Origin of the sequence: Pseudomonas asuensis (assembly GCF_014646755.1) — a bacterium.
Taxonomy (GTDB): Bacteria; Pseudomonadota; Gammaproteobacteria; order Pseudomonadales; family Pseudomonadaceae; genus Chryseomonas; species Chryseomonas asuensis.
Genome location: NZ_BMNW01000024.1, coordinates 1 through 17,251, shown reverse-complemented (window position 1 = coordinate 17,251; position 17,251 = coordinate 1). Strand labels below are relative to the sequence as shown.

Here is a 17,251-nt window from a genome sequence, read left to right as displayed (position 1 = left end):
CAGCGCTTTCCAGGTAATCTCTGACGACCTGGCGTTTGAAGTGAAGCGAGTACTTCGCCATAAAGAACCCCGAAGGTTGTGTCCAACATTCGGGGGTCAGTTCAGTTCAATAAGGGGCTAAAGATTCTCTGAACGATGTACCGGACCATTCGCACGAGACCTCGTGGATATTAAGGTTATCGGCGCGAACGCAAGAAGCTTTAGCCGTTCTGTTCAGGCCCCTTTCACAGAAGCCGTGAGCGCCAACCCTGCTATCCATGCCACCAGTCCTAAGGCCAGTGCCAGGCCCGAAAGCCAATACGAGCCAAGACCGATTTCAGCAAGCTGGCTCATAAACAACAGGCTGACGATGCCAATAGAAATGCCCGCTACCCCTACTTTGCGTAGGTCATGAGAGAGTGCGATACGCTTGCTTAATGATAGCCCCATAAGTCGTTATCCTTTGCGCTAAGGTTTGACGCAGATGCTGGGTTTATCTTTGACCAGCCGCTTGATGCTATTTCTGCGCTTTTTGAGTTCACTAAGCCTCTATCGCTCCTGCATCCCCTCGGTGAGGCAATACCAGGGATGTCTTGCGTCTTCCATCAATGCCTTATCAGAACACTGGATGTCGACTGCTCTTAGGTATTGAGTTGTACCGTGAGAAACGACAACACGCCATGGTTGAGCGTTGTACAAGGTATCTATAGGCAAAGGAAATGGGTTGCCCCTGATTGCACCACTAATAACGGGGACTGACCATTCCATTATCAACTTTGCACCATGGTGCTCGTATTGCTGGCTTGATAGAGGCTCGCCAACAATGCCTGCGTTCAAGCCTGAATCGGAGCAATGAGGTGCATGGTCTACCGGCTTGAACTGCTGGGAGGCCATAATACTTCGCGCCCTTTCAATCGAGGTCACATGAAATAACGTTATTGTGGGGTATGACATGCGTAGGGTCATTTGCGTACTTTAAACACCTTTTATTTAGCACAAAATCTCCGCGCAGGTACTTTTTCAGAACTCGCATAAAAGGGCGTAGCAGGATGAATCAGAATCTATAGCGGGTAAGCTAGTAGTATTAAAGTACGGTCACTTTGTACATTCTATACATCCATAATACCAGCCGTATGTCTTATACATCGAAATCCCCCTCCCCAACCAACCGCCCCTAAAGAAGGAAAGATGTAGGAAAAGAAAAAAAAAGAAAAAGGAAGGAAAAAGGCTCATGGGAGGGGTTTCAGGGGGAGACTAATGGGATATTGCTTCATACAGGCTGGTATTACAATGTACAGAATGTACTTTCTAAAAAGACATCGGAACGATCGATGTACAGGCTGTACATCGTTTAGCTCTCTTCCTCCGCCGAATACAATTCCAGAATGATAGGTGCGCGTGGACCCTCGAGCCTGCGGATATATTCAGCCAGCGTATTGAGGTTGGCCCACGTCCTGGGTGACTTACGCGCGTTATAAAGAACACACTCCCCTGTTGTCCGCCATGTAAGCGCAACCACCAGACAATACCGGCCAGGCTCCATTTCCTGCATGGTCATATGAGAAATTGCACCGTTACGCGCAAAATCAAAAAGCTGATGCTCGTCGATTGCGTCCACTGATTCTCTCTGTAGTATCCGATTAGGCAATATCGTAGCTGTACGTGAAGGTTTTGGCACGGCTGATAGCATTCAAGGCCAACACTTTTGATGCTTTTGTAGCAACAGAAAACAATTCCTGTGCTTACAAACCCTCCGGTAGTGCGCCATATCCTGCAATCAAGGTTTATACTTCTCTATACTTACCATAAAAGTTTACCTAAACTGGCGCTGCAGGGTTTTTTAGGGCAAAAAAGCAAAGCTCCGTTCGGCGGCAACCGGAACAGGGCTTCTGGTCACAACTACGGAGTCGGTAATAGTTTCGACTGCTCCCCGCCCTAAAGGACGGAGATTCCCAATTCACTGCGAACAGGACACAGGTACTTGACCTCTGCCGCTTACATTCGCTCCAAGGGCTAACACGACCAGCCCGGCCGCTTTGATATTAAGGGCGGCATTCACGTCGCGGTCATGTTCTGCCTTGCATTGAGGGCAAACCCAAGAGCGGACACTAAGCGGCATCGAGTCCATTACAAACCCGCAGCCAGAACAACGCTTTGAGCTGGGAAACGAGCGGTCTATGGCGACCACTTGCCTGCCTGCCCAGGCGCCCTTGTATTGCAGCTGACGGACCAGTTCACCCCAACCCGCGTCGGCGATGGCTTTGCTCAGTCTGGGATTTCTGATCATGTTTTTTACAGCAAGATTTTCGACACAGACCACTTGGTTTTCGTTGATGGGTCTGCGTGACAGCTTGTGCAAACCGTCGAGTCGGCAATCAGCGATCCTGGCGTAAATCCTCGCAACCTTCTGGCGGGCCTTGGCTCGATTGGCAGAGCCAAGCTCCTTACGGCTCAGACGGCGTTGTGCCAATGCCAGCCGGGAGGCGTATTTGGCTGTATGGCGAGCATTTCTAGTGTGCATGCCGTCGGAGGTGACAAACAAGTCCTTAAGGTCCATATCGATGCCGACTATTTTCGGCGTGACGGGCAAGGCTTGAGATTCGAATTCACACAGGCACGAGACGAAGTAGCGCCCGGCGGCATCCCTTGAAACCGTCACGGTAGAAGGGGCAGACGGCAGGGCGCGACTCCATCTGATCGCCAATGGCTCGGTGCTCTTGGCCAAGTATAATTTGCCATCCTGATACTTGAATGCTGATGCCGTAAACTCTGCCGATTGATGGTTTCGCTTTTTCTTGAAGGTAGGGTACCTGGCCCGTCCTTCAAAAAAGTTCTTGAACGCACTCTGCTGGTGGCGCAGGGACTGTTGAAGAGGGACGCAAGAAACCTCATTCAGGAACGCCAGTTCCGGCTGCTTCTTGAGGGCGGTCAGATAGGCACTAGCAGCGGCATAGCCAATTTTCTGCTGCTCCTTTTGAACGCATCGGTGCGCCAGCGAAGCAGGGTGTTGTAGACCAAACGCACGCAGCCAAACGTCTTTGCAAGCAGCTCTGCTTGTTCAGCTGTTGAGTGGAACCGGTATTTGTAGGCGCGTTTAGTCATGCCTTACAACATACAAAACTTGATGTGAGATAGAAATTGGTCATCAGCAGGAAGCGATAAAAGGGGCCTTGCGCGCTGCGGACTTGAAGTACGAGGTATCTCAAGTAAAAGTTATGACTAAGTGCAATGATACGTGCAGAATCACAACACGACCAAGTTCGATCTGGATAGACCGTGGGATCATGCTATGACTCCGAAAGCAACAGGGAATGCCGCTCGCATAATTGTCATGCAGCTAAAAGCAGCAGCAAGGAAAAGTACTGTCACCGACAACACTGAGCTTTCGGAAGCAGAGCCATCCCAGCCGAAGACGCCCTTACTTAAAAAGGAAAAGCTATCCAGCGAGAAACCCGATGTTGTTGCTCCTGACCTGGAAGCATCTCAGTATCAGTTGATGTTGCCACTTTATGGGGAAGCAGAGCGAGCCATCCCTAATACGCTGGCAAGAACTTCACTCTTTGCGCCTATCGCAGCCGGTAATCGTCCCCTCTATGACAGGGAATTGATTGCTGGCCGAAGTGACATAAAAATTTTCTACACCGGCAGGCAGCTTGATATGGCGGATTCTGACGTATTCATGCAAGCGCTGGCTGAGCAAAAGAAACACCCCGTCGGTACCAACTTCTTTATCAATCGGGGCGCGTTCTTGCGCTCGATGGGAAGAAGCACAGGGAAGGGAGATTACAAATGGCTGCACGAGAGCATCCGCAGGTTATCCCTGGGAGCACTTGAGATCGAAGCTGGCCCAATCAGAATTGAAGGCGAAAAGGAAGGAAAGACCAGAGAAAGGCTTTTCCATCTCATCGCAGGTTATGACCTCGATGAGACTGTCGATCAGTACTATCTACGTCTGGATCCAAGGGTCATTGAGCTGTTCAAGAACCATCAGTTCGGCCTGGTGGACTGGGACAAACGTCTGGCTATCGCCAAGCAGCGCGATATGGCCAAATGGCTTCAAAACTACATTTCTACCCACCAGAAGAGTACCCACCGCATCGGCTTGCACTATCTGAGAGAGTGGATGTGCTACAGCAGCCCTCTTTACAAGTTTCGGGGTGCGCTTACCAAGGCTTTGGATGAGCTGGCCCGGCTTGAGATCATCAAGGATCAGCGGTTAGAAATGAGCACCCGCGATCAGGAGCAAGCTGCATGGGAAAAGCTGTAGCCTGAGTGACAAGCAGAGCGTTCTGCTGCGGAATCTGAAAAGACCTATCGGAACGCTCCTTCTATTCGCGCCCTACCCTGCCCTTCTTCTGACAGCTTATAAGTCTTGAGTCGGGATAGCGTTCTGTTTCATCGGGATAGCATTCTGTAGCGCCCTAAAAAATCCCATATAAATCAATAGCTTATACCTATAGATAAGTCCTTAACCGCTTTAACCTTCTTTAACCAAGATCCTTATTTCTTTCTTTTTTTTTAAGGATAGGGATAAGAGCTGTGAACAATGCATCGCTAATTCCTAAACAGTTTTATGTTATCTGTAGCTACAGGAATGGTTAAACTGATATCACTTAAATTAAATTATTGTTGAAAACAACGGGATAGCATTCTGTAGATTTGCCAGAAAGGGTAAATTTAAATATCCTCTGAATACATAAATTCCCTTATACTGTGTTTTCCAAGCGGCAACTTGGATAATAACCAGCAAAATGGAGTTGGTATGGAGCACCCGAGGCCAGCAGATGCGAAAACGCGAACCCCTATCACCCGAGGAATTCGACCTCCTGCGCCCACACTTCGGAGCGCGCTGGAAGCCTGCCAACATAGAAGCGATGCGCCAGATCCTGGTTGAAGGTTGCAAACAAAAGGATATAGCGGCAGAACTGGATGTTACAGAAAAAGCTGTGTCGCAAATGGTGAAAAAAACCTACGAGATGCACGTTAAGTATGGAGCGAAGCCATCAGGGTGGGTTACGGTCTTTGTCACCCTCCCCCCTGAGCTCGCAGAACATGTTAAGCAAATGGAACACACAGCCCGTGAAAACCTTGCAAACAAAGGGAGGTAATGTACGGCTGTTGACCTTGTTTAATAGTTAAGTGCTTAACCCATGAACGCACCTCTAGATTTAAAACTAGATGGTTAATTGGTTGCTACGGTTTTTAGCAGAATTCCGCGTAAACCCTCGCCTAATCGGGCGGGGATACAAGCGGGAAGCGCGCAGCGCTTCTATTCTGGCTTAGAACAGGTAGGCACTGTGTATTTAAGCTTCATGCTCATTGGTCTTATAGAGGAAGCATCTTTTCAAATGCACATCTGGAGACGCTAGAGGTATTGTTTTGGAAGGTGTGCCCAGACTTTGAGGCAGACCTTTTGGAGTTTAACGGGGAGGCAGATCATGTTCACTTGCTAGTGACGTACCCGCCGAAAGTTCCTCTCCCTAAACTGGTTAACAGCTTGAAAGGGACGTCTAGTCGGCGCATGAAGCAGTTGCATCCCGAACTAGTCACCAAGGCCTATCAACACAATGCCCTATGAAGTCCTAGCGATTTGCGGGTAGCGTGGGAGGGGTCCCGCTTTCGGCAGTAAAGAAATTCATTGAACAGCAAGCCAGACCGCTATAGGAAGGCTGCGCCTTCCGTGCTATCCGTCCCTGCACTAGAAGTACAGGATTTTTCGCGCAAAAGTGGTAAATAGCGGGAAACGTCTATTCCGGATATCAGGCAGCTAACGACAATAAGGTGATCAAACTTTAACGTTGGAAACCGCTCTGATGACTCTATCACCGCCCTGTCTATTCGTCTCCGGTCTCCGGTCTGCGCAATGCGATTGTTTGAAGCTTTCCTGGAGGCAACTGGCAAAGTAGTTGCTTCTGGACTTTCGTTTTCCATTTCGCAAAACAGTCTTATGAATTGCTGCCAGTCAGCAATTATTTAGGGCCAAACCTCAGATAAACTACATCTTGGAAGCCAATGCATTCTGGTACCCGGATTAACCAGTTATGAAGGCTGGACTTCAAAGGGGCTGACCTTCACAGGCTAACCTTATGTTGCGATAGTCCTTATTAAATGCCATTGGTAAGGTAATTAGCACATATCTATGCTTTACTTACCAATGCCGTTCTGTCTATCATCAAGAATATATTTTTAACCAATTACGCTAAGGTGAGTCGGCATGAGAGATGTCACTAAAGAGCCTCTTTCCTCAATAGTCCTGGGCGTTGAGAATGCTGCGCAGCTTTTCGCAAAGTTCTCAGCTGAGGGAAACGAGGAACTGGAATCTCTTCGTACTTCTATCATCAGCCCAGAAGAGCAAAAGCAGGCTCGTATCTGGTCCATTACCGAAGCCGCCAAGCTAATTGGTCGTCATCCCAACAGTTTGCGAATGAACCAGGATGTCCGTCAGAAAGATGCGCGTGGTGCGTGGGTGTACTCACTGGATGACATCAATTACTTCCGTGAAAAATATGGTACTCGATACAAGCGGCCCACAGGTTCTCAGGCAGCCATCCTGGCAGTTAGCAATTTCAAAGGTGGAGTAGCAAAAACTACTACAACAGTACATTTGGCGCAGAAAGCAGCCATTGATGGATTACGTGTTTTAGTTGTGGATCTTGATCCACAGGCCTCGACAACATTCAACCTGGGACCATTAATCCCAGATATGGAGCTGGGTCCGGACGATATCATTAATAATGCGATGACCAAGGATCCGCAGCTCATTAAGTCTGTTATCTGCGATTCTTACTTCCCGGGCATCCGCCTCGTCCCGTCCAATCTTCATCTCCAATCGTTAGAGTTTCTCTACACGGACCGTGAAAATGAAGACAGGCTCGGTGTCCCAGCTGAGCGACTCTCAAGAGCGCTTGAAGTGGTACGGGAGGATTACGACATCATCCTGCTTGATTGCGGCCCGAATATGGGCGCAGCTTCCTTAAACGCGATGGCTGCGTGCAATGCCGTACTTATTCCGATACCGCCCAGTACTTACGACCACGCCTCCTTCGTAATGCTTTCAACCACTTTGACCTCTCTGTTCGCCTCCCTAGAGAAGAGCCTTGATTATCTTCGCATCGTTATTACCAAGCATCCGGGGAACAAAGGCTCTGCGCTTGTTGAGAATCGTATTCGCAAACTCTATGGCGAGTACGTACTGAATAATGTCGTAAGCATGACGGCAGAGATAGAAAAGGCTAGCGCCGAAATGTCCTCTGTTTACGACCAGGTAAAAGGCAAGAACAACCGTCGCCAGTATCAGAGAGCCATCGACATCATAGACGCCGTAAACAACGAAATTATCGATGATCTCAAACTTCTCTGGAATAGACAGGCCGAAGCGGTCAAGGGAGTTGAGTGATGACTGATCACCCAATACCTGGAATTGCGGGATACTTTATCAATGACCTCAACCGTAAGCGAGAGGAAAAGCGTGCAGCCGCACAGGCTCGGATAAAGAAGCCCTACGCCGACTCTCAACCTGCAGAAACATTGCCAGAGCACGCGAAGGCCGAGACCGTATCAGCTAAAGAAGAATCTTCCAGCTATGCTTCCGCCCCTTCAGCTATAGAGCGTTTCGAGCAAGATGTAAGTAAAGTCACCCCCTCCCCTACTCCTCCAGCCGCGGCTGAGCCCACCAAAGATAAATCTTCCAGACAAGCAGCCAACGAAGACACTATTGTTGAGCTTGATCCAGATCTTATTGATGAGTGGGAGTTGAATGATCGCCCTGTTGACGAGTTTGGCGACATAAGTGACCTGACCTTACGAATCAATCAGCATGGCCAGATCGTCCCCATACTTGTACGGCCTAAAAAAGGCGGACGCTACGAGCTGATCTATGGCCGTCGTCGGTGGACTGCCTGCAAGGAATTAGGGCTAAAGGTTAAGGCTTTTGTTCGTAAGCTCACTGATCAAGGGGCCTATCAGGCCATGGTCAATGAGAATGCCGGACGCGAGGATATCTCCAGTTGGGCACGCGCCTTGAGCTACAAGAAAGCTCTAGATATGGGTGTTTATCCCAGCCAGGCAGCCCTCGCCGCTCATTTAGGGCTTAACAAAGCCACCCTTTCAAATATCATGATCTACAACCGTATCCCAAATGAAATCGCCTCGGCAGTAGGCTCATTTGCAAAGGTAGGGATAGGCACGGTCAAGGCGATTCTTAGCCTTGCAGAAGACAAAGCCAATATCGAACATATTGTTGCCAACGCCGCACTGATTCAAAGCGGCAAAATGGCAGACAAGGCTTTGACGCGAACTGTTGAGGCTGCACGCACCTCAAGCCCCTGCCCTAGCGGTACCAAATCTGTTCTTGATGCCTCCGGCAATAAACTATTTTCCATGCGCCGAACAGAACGCGGCGTCTGGAGTGTCACGTTAGCGAAAGACCTTACCCGAGACCTTTCAGAAGAAGAAGTTGAGGCCCGACTGAAGGCTGCCTTTAAATGCGAATGATTATCACCAATATAAGTTGTAGGCCTACAACCACTTTGTTTGCGAAGAGTAGTAGGCCTTTTTCTTTAATTACGGATCAGGGTTGTAGGCCTACAACTACAGCTATTGATTCAGGTTGTAGGCCTACAACCTTTGATGAGCATCGAATAGCAGGCTCACCCAAACGACCGTCGAACGCCCCGCCAGGTAAACCAATACCACTTGGCCCGGGGCTAGAAAAGCCCTCCCCCAGAACCCGCCAACAGGCGGGTTTTTTTATGCCTGGAGAAAAGTCCATGACCCTCGCTGCTACGTCTACAGCTATAGACGCTCTGTTAAAACACAAGGAATTTAGGCTATTAAGTGCTCCTCTTATGCGTCACGTAGTCAGTACGTCTACGTTAAGCGATGGAGCAAAGGTTTTATGGTTTTCACTCTGGGAGCTGTGCGCTTTAGAGACCGAGCGTAAACGTAAACTGACGTTAGGTTTTTTGGCTAAAAGGCTTGGTAAGTCAGTTGACTCAGTCAGACGTTACGTCAACCAGCTTCAAGGAAATGGCTATCTAGTAGTTGATGAGCAATATGACGTAAACCAAAGACAGCTACCTTCCATCTATAGAGCTACTGCTCCAGCACAGGTCGTTGCGCTTATCACAAAGGAGATACCCGATCGAAAAGGTAGACGTCTTAATCAAACAAGTGAATCTAAATCAAGTGACGTAGCTATAGGTGATAGGCACGTAGACGGATTTACTATAGGAAACCCTATTCAGGTGAATGCCGTAGACGTCTGTAAAAATAATAACTGCGAACAAACAGATCTATTACATGGCGACGACGTTAAGGTATCAGGATCAGCAGTAATACGACCATGCGTCGACGTTGCGTCAACTACAGTTGAAGAAAAGAGTGATTTATCTGCCCGCGATTGCAAACTAGCCCAGCGGCTCAATGCTATTCGATCGCGAGTCAGACACCCTCATATCTCCCAGAAACAGGCAGTGAGTAAATCTGAAGTCAATGGGTATAAACATGAGGTGCAAAACCGAGTCGTTACACCACTGGATAGCGAAGTCTGCGCGCACGGCAGTAAAGCGGAAGAGGGTGGCAAATCTGCACTTGATCGGGATAGCAGATTTGCGAGCCAAGAAAGTATTCCGAAGGAAGACAATAACATAACAACAAGCGAGCCCGGTGGACTTCGGTTCTGGATCTATCGTCAAATCAAGGAGCGCAAAGCGTTTAGTTCAGATCCGTGGCGGTATGTTGATGAAATTGCAGTAGCGATAGAGAAAGGAAGTCTCGCTAAATTCAACCTAGCCAAAGCCATTAACATAGCCTTGAAACTCATACGCGAGGGACGCTGGACAGCGCCCCGTTTTGTTGTTTGATTTCCAAATGGTTTATTTCGCATGAAAACCGTAGCAAGAAGTTCTAATTACACGGTTGCAGCTGGCATTTAATTTGGGCTGAAACACTTCTGGCAGCAATGCGATGTCGCGAAAAGCCTTTGCAACAGGCGTCAGATTAACAAGGTAAAACTCTGCAATTTAGACTGCAGCTTGCTTATAATTTCGAGGGTTCTCCGCGGAGTTAAACGGTGGTTCACTTAACCTGTAACGATGACGGTGAAGCGAAGCATCTCCGAAACTAGCGCCTATGCCCATATCAACCAGCACTTTGCTAAATACGCCGCTGGCCCCGCGAATAAGGATAACAATGGCCGCACTCTGCAGCGCTTATCCAATAACATTGGTGACCTGCTCAGCGGTCCAGCTACGACTCACGCTAAGAACATAGGTGCACAGCTTAGAGTCGACCAACACCGCGATCAAAGGAGCGCCCAGCTGGGTGAGGACGTCATAGACAAGCGATCCTGGAGACAGAGGAGAGCCTGCCAAGTACCCATCAATATCAGGACGATGGGCAATGGAATAAACGACAACACAAGTCCAAAACCTAACGTCCGCGCAGAGGACCGTGATGCAGCAAGCCCTGTTGGAGCTTCATCAACGATGACAGCGGCTGCGCTCAGTGTCGGCAAGCTTGGTGCCATCTCGCGTTCTTGAGTCCACTACTCAAGACAGGTATCCGTTACATGCTGCCCATCAGAAGTCTCAAGAAAAGATGCTTTCCTCAATGCCCTCAACCTATCGACTGGATCAAACGATTCACCTATCAGCGGTTCACCTAACATGAGCTTGGATATAGTCCAGGCGATATCTTGCTAAAGCGGGCACGGACCAATTTGCAGCCGTAGGCTGCCAAGCTCAAGCACTACATGCTGGACTCAGGGCCAGAGGTCTATCGCCCCTGTGACGCTCTACAGCAGACCATAAGCAGGCTCTACCGTCAGGCGGGCATCAAGGGCGGCAGCAGCCACTCAGGCCGACGAACGCTGGCAGCGCGGGTGCTAGCTGCAACGGGCAATGTAGATACGGTACAGGCTATCCTGGGACATCAGTGTCTGGATCACAGCAAGCCCTATATGAGCATTGATCAGGACACTATACGGCGAGCTTACGAGCTGGCACTGTAGAAACATTGTATCTACCTATGCCTTGCGTTTCTTGTGTGGCGTATCTACAATGTTTCTACACTAGCGAGGTGTTTATGGAAGTCAAAGTTCAACAGTGGGGCAACAGCGCGGCGATTCGGCTGCCCGCCACCGTGCTCAAACAAATGAGTATCAACGTGGGCAATGTGCTGAGCCTCGATATCACGGGTGAAGCGATGACGCTGAAACCGGCGAAAGCCAAGCCGCACTACAAGCTAGCCGATCTCATGGCTCAGTGCGATCTGAGCGCGCCGGAGTCAGCAGAGCTTGCCGCTTGGAATGCAATGCAGCCTGTGGGACGTGAAGCGTGAAGCGAGCGAAGTACGGTCGTGGCGACATAGTGCGCCTGAATCTGAACCCAACGGCAGGTCGAGAGCAGCAGGGCGATTTCCGTCCAGCCCTGGTGCTTACCCCAGCAGCTTACAATGCGACAGGTCTTGCAGTAATCGCGCCGATCACGCAAGGCGGCGATTTCGCCCGCTACGCCGGATTTGCTGTGACGCTGAGCGGAGCAGGCACCGAAACGCAGGGCGTGATTCTGTGTAACCAGATTCGCTCGGTTGATCTTGAGGCTCGCGGCGCTAAGCGTATCGAGGCCGTACCTGATGTAGTGATCGAAGACGCCTTGGCCCGTGTCCAGGCACTGTTTGAGTAGCGAGGAAAACATGATGAGTATCAGTGCTATGAGTGTGACCTCAACGCTAAACGAATGTCCCGAATGCGGCGCTTAGGTCAGCATGAACGCTTATACCCGCTCATCGTGCAACTACGAAGACGTGCATCCGGGATACGTTTTTGCATGCTCGGAATGCAGGGTTCGCGTTGATGCCTAGAGCTACATACGGCCAGTTAACGCTCAAAAGGCCATCAGAAAGTGGAATCATCTCTCCGCGATATGGCCTGGCGAGAAAGCGCGTGAGCGCCGAAAGATGTGGCCCTATTACAAGTACTGAAAATTGCACGAGGTGCACACCAAGCCCAGCCATGCGCTGGGCCGAGGCCGTAGAGGGGCACGATGCACGCTGTCCAGGATCGAGCAGGAAAGAGCTGATGGGACGTCAGATCTACGAAAAAACCGCGAGGGAAATTCTCAAGGACATGCTGTTGGAGTGGGACATCCAGCCTGGTCAGGTATTTACTGCCGCTAGGGCGCTGCAATGGTTTACCGATCATTGGCCTCTGCTGACCAAAGGAAGCATCCGTGCTCATCTGGTGCAGGCTTCGACGAATGACCCGAGCAGGCTGCATCACCCATCTACAAAAGCGTCAGATGATCTGCTCTTCAAGGTGGGTCCAGGCCAATACAGGCTTTATGTAGCCGGGCAAGACCCTGCACCGATCCGCGAACTCGTGAAAGGCGATGCAGTTCAACAACTTGAACAAGGGGAAGAGCAGGAGGCCGAGTCGGATCTATCGGAGTTCGAAGCCGAGCCCGGATCAAGTGAATTCTTGCTGGAAAAGGATCTACAGCGCTATCTGGCCGAAAACTTGTCCATCATCGAACCTGGGCTGTGTCTCTACATTGATGAGGATGATGTCCGTACGATGCTGACGGCCGTCGTATCGACATTTTAGCTGTCGACCGCGACAACAGCCTGTGCGTTATCGAACTGACGCGGGCTACATGTTTTGGCTATAGGCCAACCAGCCATGCCTTTACTTCACCCTCAGGAAGCTGAGGTAGAAAAGTCGTGGTCACAAGAGCCGTTACGTAGAGCCTTGATCGTGTCCAATTAATTTGTTTGGACAACCTGTAACTACCAGCACTGTGTGGCTGATACCGGCCAGTAGCTGCCTGTCGGATGTATCTAGAAAATGCGGGGGTATTAACATCACTGGGTTGTAGAGCAGGCGAATAGCATTTTCACTAGACTGCTGTACACTCGGCAGCCTCAAGAAACACTACTTACCACTTGCCTGCCGTAAGGTCTGTCGTTAGCCGGATTTTTTGGGAGGCACGCAGTCATGACCACTCAATCTAGCTCAATACAGTACGCTTACGCCCTAAATGGCCAGGGCACACTCACGCACATTAGCGATGCTCTGCGCTCACACACTTACACCTGCCCAGGTTGCAAAAGCCCCCTCACACCGGTGCTAGGCGAAATCAACGCTAAGCACTTTCGTCACTCGGAAGAATGCTGCGCCCTCGAAACCTACCTTCACAAGTGCGGCAAAGAAGCATTCTTCTATCGCTACCAACAAGCTCTCAGCCGTGCGGTGCCAATTAGCTTAGAGTTAGAGCGAAGGGTTTCCTGCAATGGAGCTCGTTTAGCCTTAGTCAGAGACAAAACAAGTCAGTGCTTGGAATCAGTGCCCGCACGCTACAACATGACTAAATTTTTCGATCTGGCAGAGCTGGAAAAACGCGATAGGACTACCGGGCTGCAACCAGACGTGATGTTGCGTGATACAGCAGGCAAAAGGCGCTGTTATATAGAGATCTGTGTTACGCACCCCTGTTCTCAAGAGAAGATTGATACCGGCATCCCCATACTTGAGTTTAAGGTTCAATCTGCCGCTGACATCCAGATGTTGCTTAGCGGGTCATATTCAACCAAGGATAAGCGCCTAAACGCATTCAACTGGCGTCCGCCATCACAAGTAGTGGATAGCTGTAGCGGTCCCTGCTCAGTTGGTAACGTAGGGATGTCTGTCTGGAGCCTGAGTGATTCCGGCCGACTAAACGAGCAAATAATGCCTCTCGCTGAAGTTGACTTATTAACCAGCTCATACGTTAACACATGGCCTAAGTCGCTCGGGGGGCTGAGCTGGCGGAGAACCTACGAACTTTTATCCGTCATGCCGATCCTCATGCGCTATTTCCTAACTGCATTACGTGCCAACAAGCTGGCCGATGGGAGGACGGCTATCTGCAATGTCGCAGTAAAGCAAAACAGGTTCCTTATACTGAAGCGCGTCAGTGCGCCAGTTACAAGGTTGATGCATGACCAAAAAGCTAACTTGGGAGCAAAAAAGTATTGTCAGCCATGACATCGGACATGCGCTGGTTAAAGCCGTACCTGGTAGCGGGAAAACAACCACCCTCGTAAAGCGCGTTGAACGGCTGGTTAAGACGGGGACTGACCCTCGTTCCATTCTGATCCTTATGTACAACAAGTCTGCGCAGCTAAGCTTCACCGAGAAGTTGAAGACGGCATTAAAGTCGACTGTCATTCCAGAAGTTCGTACATTCCACGGTTTGGCTTTGAAGATCGTTGGTTACGGAGAGCGTCAACAGATAATCAGGAAGAAAGACCTCCTTACTCCGGACAACTACCGCTATGAGCAACTGGTTAAGCAGGCTTACCGCCATGGTTTTGGCCATGAGGCGAGTTACATTCCCCCCAATGAAATTGAAAACTTCGAGCTGTTTATCGCTCGCTGTCGGGCGGCGCTTGTAACGCCAGTTGATGCAGCTACAGATCCTACTTTTAGCAACATAAAACGGGAGTTTATTCGCGCCTATAGCCGCTATTGCGAGTTACTAGAGGAAAACAGCCTGCGAACCCTTGATGACTGTTTGATTGAGGCTGTCTCAGTGTTGCGTAATGACACCAGCTCTGGAGCCCACTTCAAACACATCATTGTGGATGAATATCAGGATGTTAACCTGATACAGCATGACATGACTCGCTTGCTATCTAAATCAGATACGTCAGTTATGGCTGTTGGTGATATCAACCAGTGTATATACGAGTGGCGCGGTGCTCGACCAGACTTCATCGGTGGTCTGTTCGAGAAGCATTACCAAAATACAAAAGTGTTTCAGCTTTCATGCACGTTCCGATTTGGGCATGAGCTTTCCTTGATAGCCAACTCGGTAATTCGGCGAAACTCTACGAAGCTGACTAGGCTCTGTGTCAGTCACCCCAGCGCCCCAAAAACAGAGGTGAAATTGCACTTTGATAATTGTTTATCCGAAGTGCTATCAAACCTTTCGGTAAACCGTGGCACACAAGCCATCCTGTCTCGGACCAAGGCGAATCTTGCCGAAGCCGAACTAGCTTTACGCCTGTGCGGACTCCCTTATCGCTATCTCAATGATTCACCTTCATTACACACCCGCACTGAAGTCGGTATGTTGGTGGTAGGCGTATTGTTGTGTGTTTACGGCAATTTGCAACAGCTCGAGAACTACCCCAACAAACGGGCTATGGTCTACGGCTTCTTAAAAGAGGCTGGTTTCAATTGGCAGCAGGGGCAATTCAAAACTGCACTTAATTTTTTGATGGCTCCCTATGCCGATCTATGGTCTGTTCTGGGGAAACTATTCGAAGGCTCATCCTACCAAAAGGATCGACTGGAAAGGCTCGCCACAATCTGCCAGAAAGATGGAGAGAAAACTCCTGCTATTGATGTATTGAGGCGTCTGAATATGGCAGGTTTCACAGATTGTATCGGTTCAGGAGGAGTAAAACGTATTGATTCAAACGATCTAAAACGAGGAGTTGTGAGAATTGAAGCGCTACTAGAATCGAGCAAAATCGACTCCCGCACGTTTTTAAATCTTATCCTGAATTCAGTGGAAACTTCGGCTGACCGCGAACCCTTCATCCTTTCAACATTGCATGGTTCCAAAGGTCTAGAGTGGGATAACGTGGTGCTGATCGGTCTGAATGAGAAAGAGTTTCCTGGCGGCAAACCCGATGATGTTTATAACGTGCACACATCGATGCATAACCCTCCGACTGAGGAAGAAATTGAGGAAGAGCGTCGGTTGTTTTATGTCGGAATCACTCGCACAAAACAGCAGCTTCATATGGTTGCCCCTCTTGATGAAGGGCTAACTTTGTGGCTTAACAAGCGTTGGGATAGCTCCCCGACGAAGTCACCTATAGCTACTCGGTTCGTCTATGAGGCTGGATGTACTGCTTGTGCGGTTACCAGTGATGCGATCTATAACAACGCAGCAGAAAAGCAGACGCCAGAATTCAGCAAATTTCACCAATGGTATCTAAGAGATCTTAAGCGGCTAAAAGTCTAAGCCCCAGAAACCGTTTGTGTTCTGGACTACCCCCGGTGCGACAGACATTCCCAGCCTATATTTCTGGCCGATCCTCACCCTTCGCGAACGGCAGCTATGGGTCGATTCTGTTGAAAAAGTCGAATTTTCAGCTGACGTGAACTCAGCCACGATCATCGCCTAAGAACCGACCCACCACATTGAGTGGTTCCTCGGCCCTTCGTTGACCGTTGCTGCTCAGTTGGTGGTTAATTTGAGGTTTTTTGCTGAGTGCAGACGCACCTATCCCGTAACCGGTGGCCCTTGTGAACTAAATTTGGCCAGCCGTCGCAGGTTCTGCATCGCAGCGGCCAGCGTAAACTCATCGGTCGCGCCATTCATGCCGCGTAGACGTAGGCGATCCAATTTCAGGATGCGTTTGAGATGGGCAAACAACATTTCGACCTTTTTACGTTCGTGACGGGAGCACACGTACGCAGGTGTCGCTGCGATTCTTCGAGCCACATCACGCGCAGCTTCATGGACGCTCCGAGCGATCTTGCGGAACGCAGTATTTGGGCAGCACTTGGCTTTCATCGGACAGGCAACACAGTCGGTCTGCCGGGATCGGAAGATGATGGTGTTGGCTTTGGTGACGTGCGAGCGCTCGTTCTTGAATGCTCGCCATTCGCTACATAATGTATTGCCGGCAGGACAGCGGTATTCCTCTGCCTCTTCATTCCAGTGGAAATCGTTGCTCGAAAAGCTGTCATTCTTGCGCTCGGTTTTGTCCCACACCGGCACATGCGGCTCGATGTCTTTTTCTTCCACCATCCAGGCCAGCATCGGCGCGGTACCGTAAGCGGTGTCGCCAATAAGGCGTTCCGGCTTGATGTCGAACCGCGCTTCAACCCGATCGATCATCGTCTTGGTGCTCTCGACTTCTGCGGTTCGATGAGCCGGTGTAGGTTCCACATCCATGATGACGCCGTGCTCGGTATCGATCAGATAATTCGTAGAGTAAGCGTAGAACACTGGGCCGCCTGGAGCAGCTGTCCAGCGGGCCTGAGAATCCGTCAGCGACAGGCGCTTCGGTAGTGTTTCGGCCATAGCCTCTTCATCGAGCGTCTCGAGGTACCCACGCACGGCGCGGGTGCTCAGGACCGGATCGCTCCAGTTGACCGGTTCATCACCCGCGCATGGCGACCGCGGAGGCCAGTACCGTTCAGCGGCTTACCAGAGCCTATCACTTGCGATGCAGCATGAGCGCCAAGGGCAACTGCTACAACCATGCCTGT

The 17,251-nt window shown here is 50.1% G+C and carries 16 protein-coding genes and 2 pseudogenes; 12 read left to right on the top strand and 6 right to left on the bottom strand.

What is annotated here, in order from left to right; genetic code table 11:
- Positions 1-213: 213 nt before the first annotated feature.
- The 4 genes from IEX86_RS23680 to IEX86_RS25245 form a co-directional block, all read right to left on the bottom strand.
- Positions 214-429: a hypothetical protein gene (locus IEX86_RS23680; protein ID WP_188868628.1), complete on the bottom strand. Its 216-nt coding sequence runs from the start codon at positions 427-429 to the stop codon at positions 214-216.
- Positions 430-1,330: 901 nt separating this feature from the next.
- Complete coding sequence (locus IEX86_RS23675) at positions 1,331-1,597, bottom strand: hypothetical protein (RefSeq protein ID WP_188868627.1); 267 nt, start codon at positions 1,595-1,597, stop codon at positions 1,331-1,333.
- 339 nt (positions 1,598-1,936) lie between these two features.
- Complete coding sequence (locus IEX86_RS23670; RefSeq protein ID WP_229685483.1) at positions 1,937-2,911, bottom strand: RNA-guided endonuclease InsQ/TnpB family protein; 975 nt, start codon at positions 2,909-2,911, stop codon at positions 1,937-1,939.
- On the bottom strand, positions 2,908-3,081 hold the full coding sequence (locus tag IEX86_RS25245) for a helix-turn-helix domain-containing protein (protein ID WP_229685482.1): 174 nt from the start codon (positions 3,079-3,081) through the stop codon (positions 2,908-2,910). The genes IEX86_RS23670 and IEX86_RS25245 overlap by 4 nt, the downstream gene beginning before the upstream one ends.
- Positions 3,082-3,268: 187 nt before the next feature.
- Between IEX86_RS25245 and trfA the strand changes: the two genes are divergently transcribed.
- The 6 genes and pseudogenes from trfA to IEX86_RS23640 all read left to right on the top strand — a co-directional run bounded on the left by trfA (position 3,269) and on the right by IEX86_RS23640 (position 9,842).
- Positions 3,269-4,246, top strand: a complete 978-nt coding sequence (gene trfA / locus IEX86_RS23665; protein ID WP_188868626.1) for a plasmid replication initiator TrfA — start codon at positions 3,269-3,271, stop codon at positions 4,244-4,246.
- A gap of 517 nt (positions 4,247-4,763) precedes the next feature.
- Positions 4,764-5,087, top strand: coding sequence for a TrfB-related DNA-binding protein (locus IEX86_RS23660; protein ID WP_188868625.1), 324 nt, complete (start codon positions 4,764-4,766; stop codon positions 5,085-5,087).
- Positions 5,088-5,257: 170 nt separating this feature from the next.
- A pseudogene (gene tnpA, locus IEX86_RS23655) lies at positions 5,258-5,643 on the top strand (IS200/IS605 family transposase); the annotation flags it as partial.
- Between the two features lie 550 nt (positions 5,644-6,193).
- The gene (locus IEX86_RS23650; RefSeq protein WP_188868624.1) at positions 6,194-7,375 is read left to right on the top strand and encodes an AAA family ATPase; all 1,182 of its coding nucleotides are present in this window, start codon (positions 6,194-6,196) and stop codon (positions 7,373-7,375) included.
- Entirely contained in the window at positions 7,375-8,472 is a 1,098-nt protein-coding gene (locus IEX86_RS23645; RefSeq protein ID WP_188868623.1) for a ParB/RepB/Spo0J family partition protein, read from the top strand. The genes IEX86_RS23650 and IEX86_RS23645 overlap by 1 nt, the downstream gene beginning before the upstream one ends.
- A gap of 275 nt (positions 8,473-8,747) precedes the next feature.
- Positions 8,748-9,842, top strand: a complete 1,095-nt coding sequence (locus tag IEX86_RS23640) for a helix-turn-helix domain-containing protein (protein WP_229685481.1) — start codon at positions 8,748-8,750, stop codon at positions 9,840-9,842.
- Between the two features lie 159 nt (positions 9,843-10,001).
- Here IEX86_RS23640 and IEX86_RS25865 read toward each other — a convergent pair whose 3' ends face one another.
- Positions 10,002-10,187 (bottom strand): GntT/GntP/DsdX family permease, encoded by a 186-nt coding sequence (locus IEX86_RS25865; protein WP_188868629.1) that lies wholly within the window; start codon positions 10,185-10,187, stop codon positions 10,002-10,004.
- A gap of 545 nt (positions 10,188-10,732) precedes the next feature.
- Between IEX86_RS25865 and IEX86_RS23630 the strand changes: the two genes are divergently transcribed.
- The 6 genes from IEX86_RS23630 (at position 10,733) to IEX86_RS23605 (ending at position 15,995) form a co-directional block, all read left to right on the top strand.
- The gene (locus tag IEX86_RS23630; protein WP_188868621.1) at positions 10,733-10,990 is read left to right on the top strand and encodes a site-specific integrase; all 258 of its coding nucleotides are present in this window, start codon (positions 10,733-10,735) and stop codon (positions 10,988-10,990) included.
- Positions 10,991-11,064: 74 nt separating this feature from the next.
- Entirely contained in the window at positions 11,065-11,319 is a 255-nt protein-coding gene (locus IEX86_RS23625; protein ID WP_188868620.1) for an AbrB/MazE/SpoVT family DNA-binding domain-containing protein, read from the top strand.
- Positions 11,316-11,663, top strand: coding sequence for a type II toxin-antitoxin system ChpB family toxin (locus tag IEX86_RS23620; protein ID WP_188868619.1), 348 nt, complete (start codon positions 11,316-11,318; stop codon positions 11,661-11,663). The genes IEX86_RS23625 and IEX86_RS23620 overlap by 4 nt, the downstream gene beginning before the upstream one ends.
- Positions 11,664-12,058: 395 nt before the next feature.
- Positions 12,059-12,583, top strand: a complete 525-nt coding sequence (locus tag IEX86_RS23615) for a DUF7669 domain-containing protein (RefSeq protein WP_188868618.1) — start codon at positions 12,059-12,061, stop codon at positions 12,581-12,583.
- A gap of 390 nt (positions 12,584-12,973) precedes the next feature.
- Complete coding sequence (locus tag IEX86_RS23610; protein WP_229685480.1) at positions 12,974-14,002, top strand: competence protein CoiA family protein; 1,029 nt, start codon at positions 12,974-12,976, stop codon at positions 14,000-14,002.
- A complete protein-coding gene (locus tag IEX86_RS23605) occupies positions 13,956-15,995 on the top strand; it encodes an ATP-dependent helicase (RefSeq protein ID WP_188868617.1) in 2,040 nt (679 codons plus the stop codon). Before IEX86_RS23610 ends, IEX86_RS23605 begins: the two co-directional genes overlap by 47 nt.
- A gap of 261 nt (positions 15,996-16,256) precedes the next feature.
- Here IEX86_RS23605 and IEX86_RS23600 read toward each other — a convergent pair.
- Positions 16,257-17,150, bottom strand: a pseudogene (locus tag IEX86_RS23600) (transposase); the annotation flags it as partial.
- Positions 17,151-17,251 lie beyond the last annotated feature (101 nt).

Coding starts and splice junctions, on each gene's coding strand:
- IEX86_RS23605 (WP_188868617.1), top strand. CDS start 13,956: ATGACCAAAAAGCTAACTTGGGAGCAAAAAAGTATTGTCAGCCATGAC.
- IEX86_RS23615 (WP_188868618.1), top strand. CDS start 12,059: ATGGGACGTCAGATCTACGAAAAAACCGCGAGGGAAATTCTCAAGGAC.
- IEX86_RS23610 (WP_229685480.1), top strand. CDS start 12,974: ATGACCACTCAATCTAGCTCAATACAGTACGCTTACGCCCTAAATGGC.
- IEX86_RS23680 (WP_188868628.1), bottom strand. CDS start 429: ATGGGGCTATCATTAAGCAAGCGTATCGCACTCTCTCATGACCTACGC.
- IEX86_RS23660 (WP_188868625.1), top strand. CDS start 4,764: ATGCGAAAACGCGAACCCCTATCACCCGAGGAATTCGACCTCCTGCGC.
- IEX86_RS23645 (WP_188868623.1), top strand. CDS start 7,375: ATGACTGATCACCCAATACCTGGAATTGCGGGATACTTTATCAATGAC.
- IEX86_RS23640 (WP_229685481.1), top strand. CDS start 8,748: ATGACCCTCGCTGCTACGTCTACAGCTATAGACGCTCTGTTAAAACAC.
- IEX86_RS23650 (WP_188868624.1), top strand. CDS start 6,194: ATGAGAGATGTCACTAAAGAGCCTCTTTCCTCAATAGTCCTGGGCGTT.
- IEX86_RS25245 (WP_229685482.1), bottom strand. CDS start 3,081: ATGACTAAACGCGCCTACAAATACCGGTTCCACTCAACAGCTGAACAA.
- IEX86_RS23625 (WP_188868620.1), top strand. CDS start 11,065: ATGGAAGTCAAAGTTCAACAGTGGGGCAACAGCGCGGCGATTCGGCTG.
- IEX86_RS23630 (WP_188868621.1), top strand. CDS start 10,733: ATGCTGGACTCAGGGCCAGAGGTCTATCGCCCCTGTGACGCTCTACAG.
- trfA (WP_188868626.1), top strand. CDS start 3,269: ATGACTCCGAAAGCAACAGGGAATGCCGCTCGCATAATTGTCATGCAG.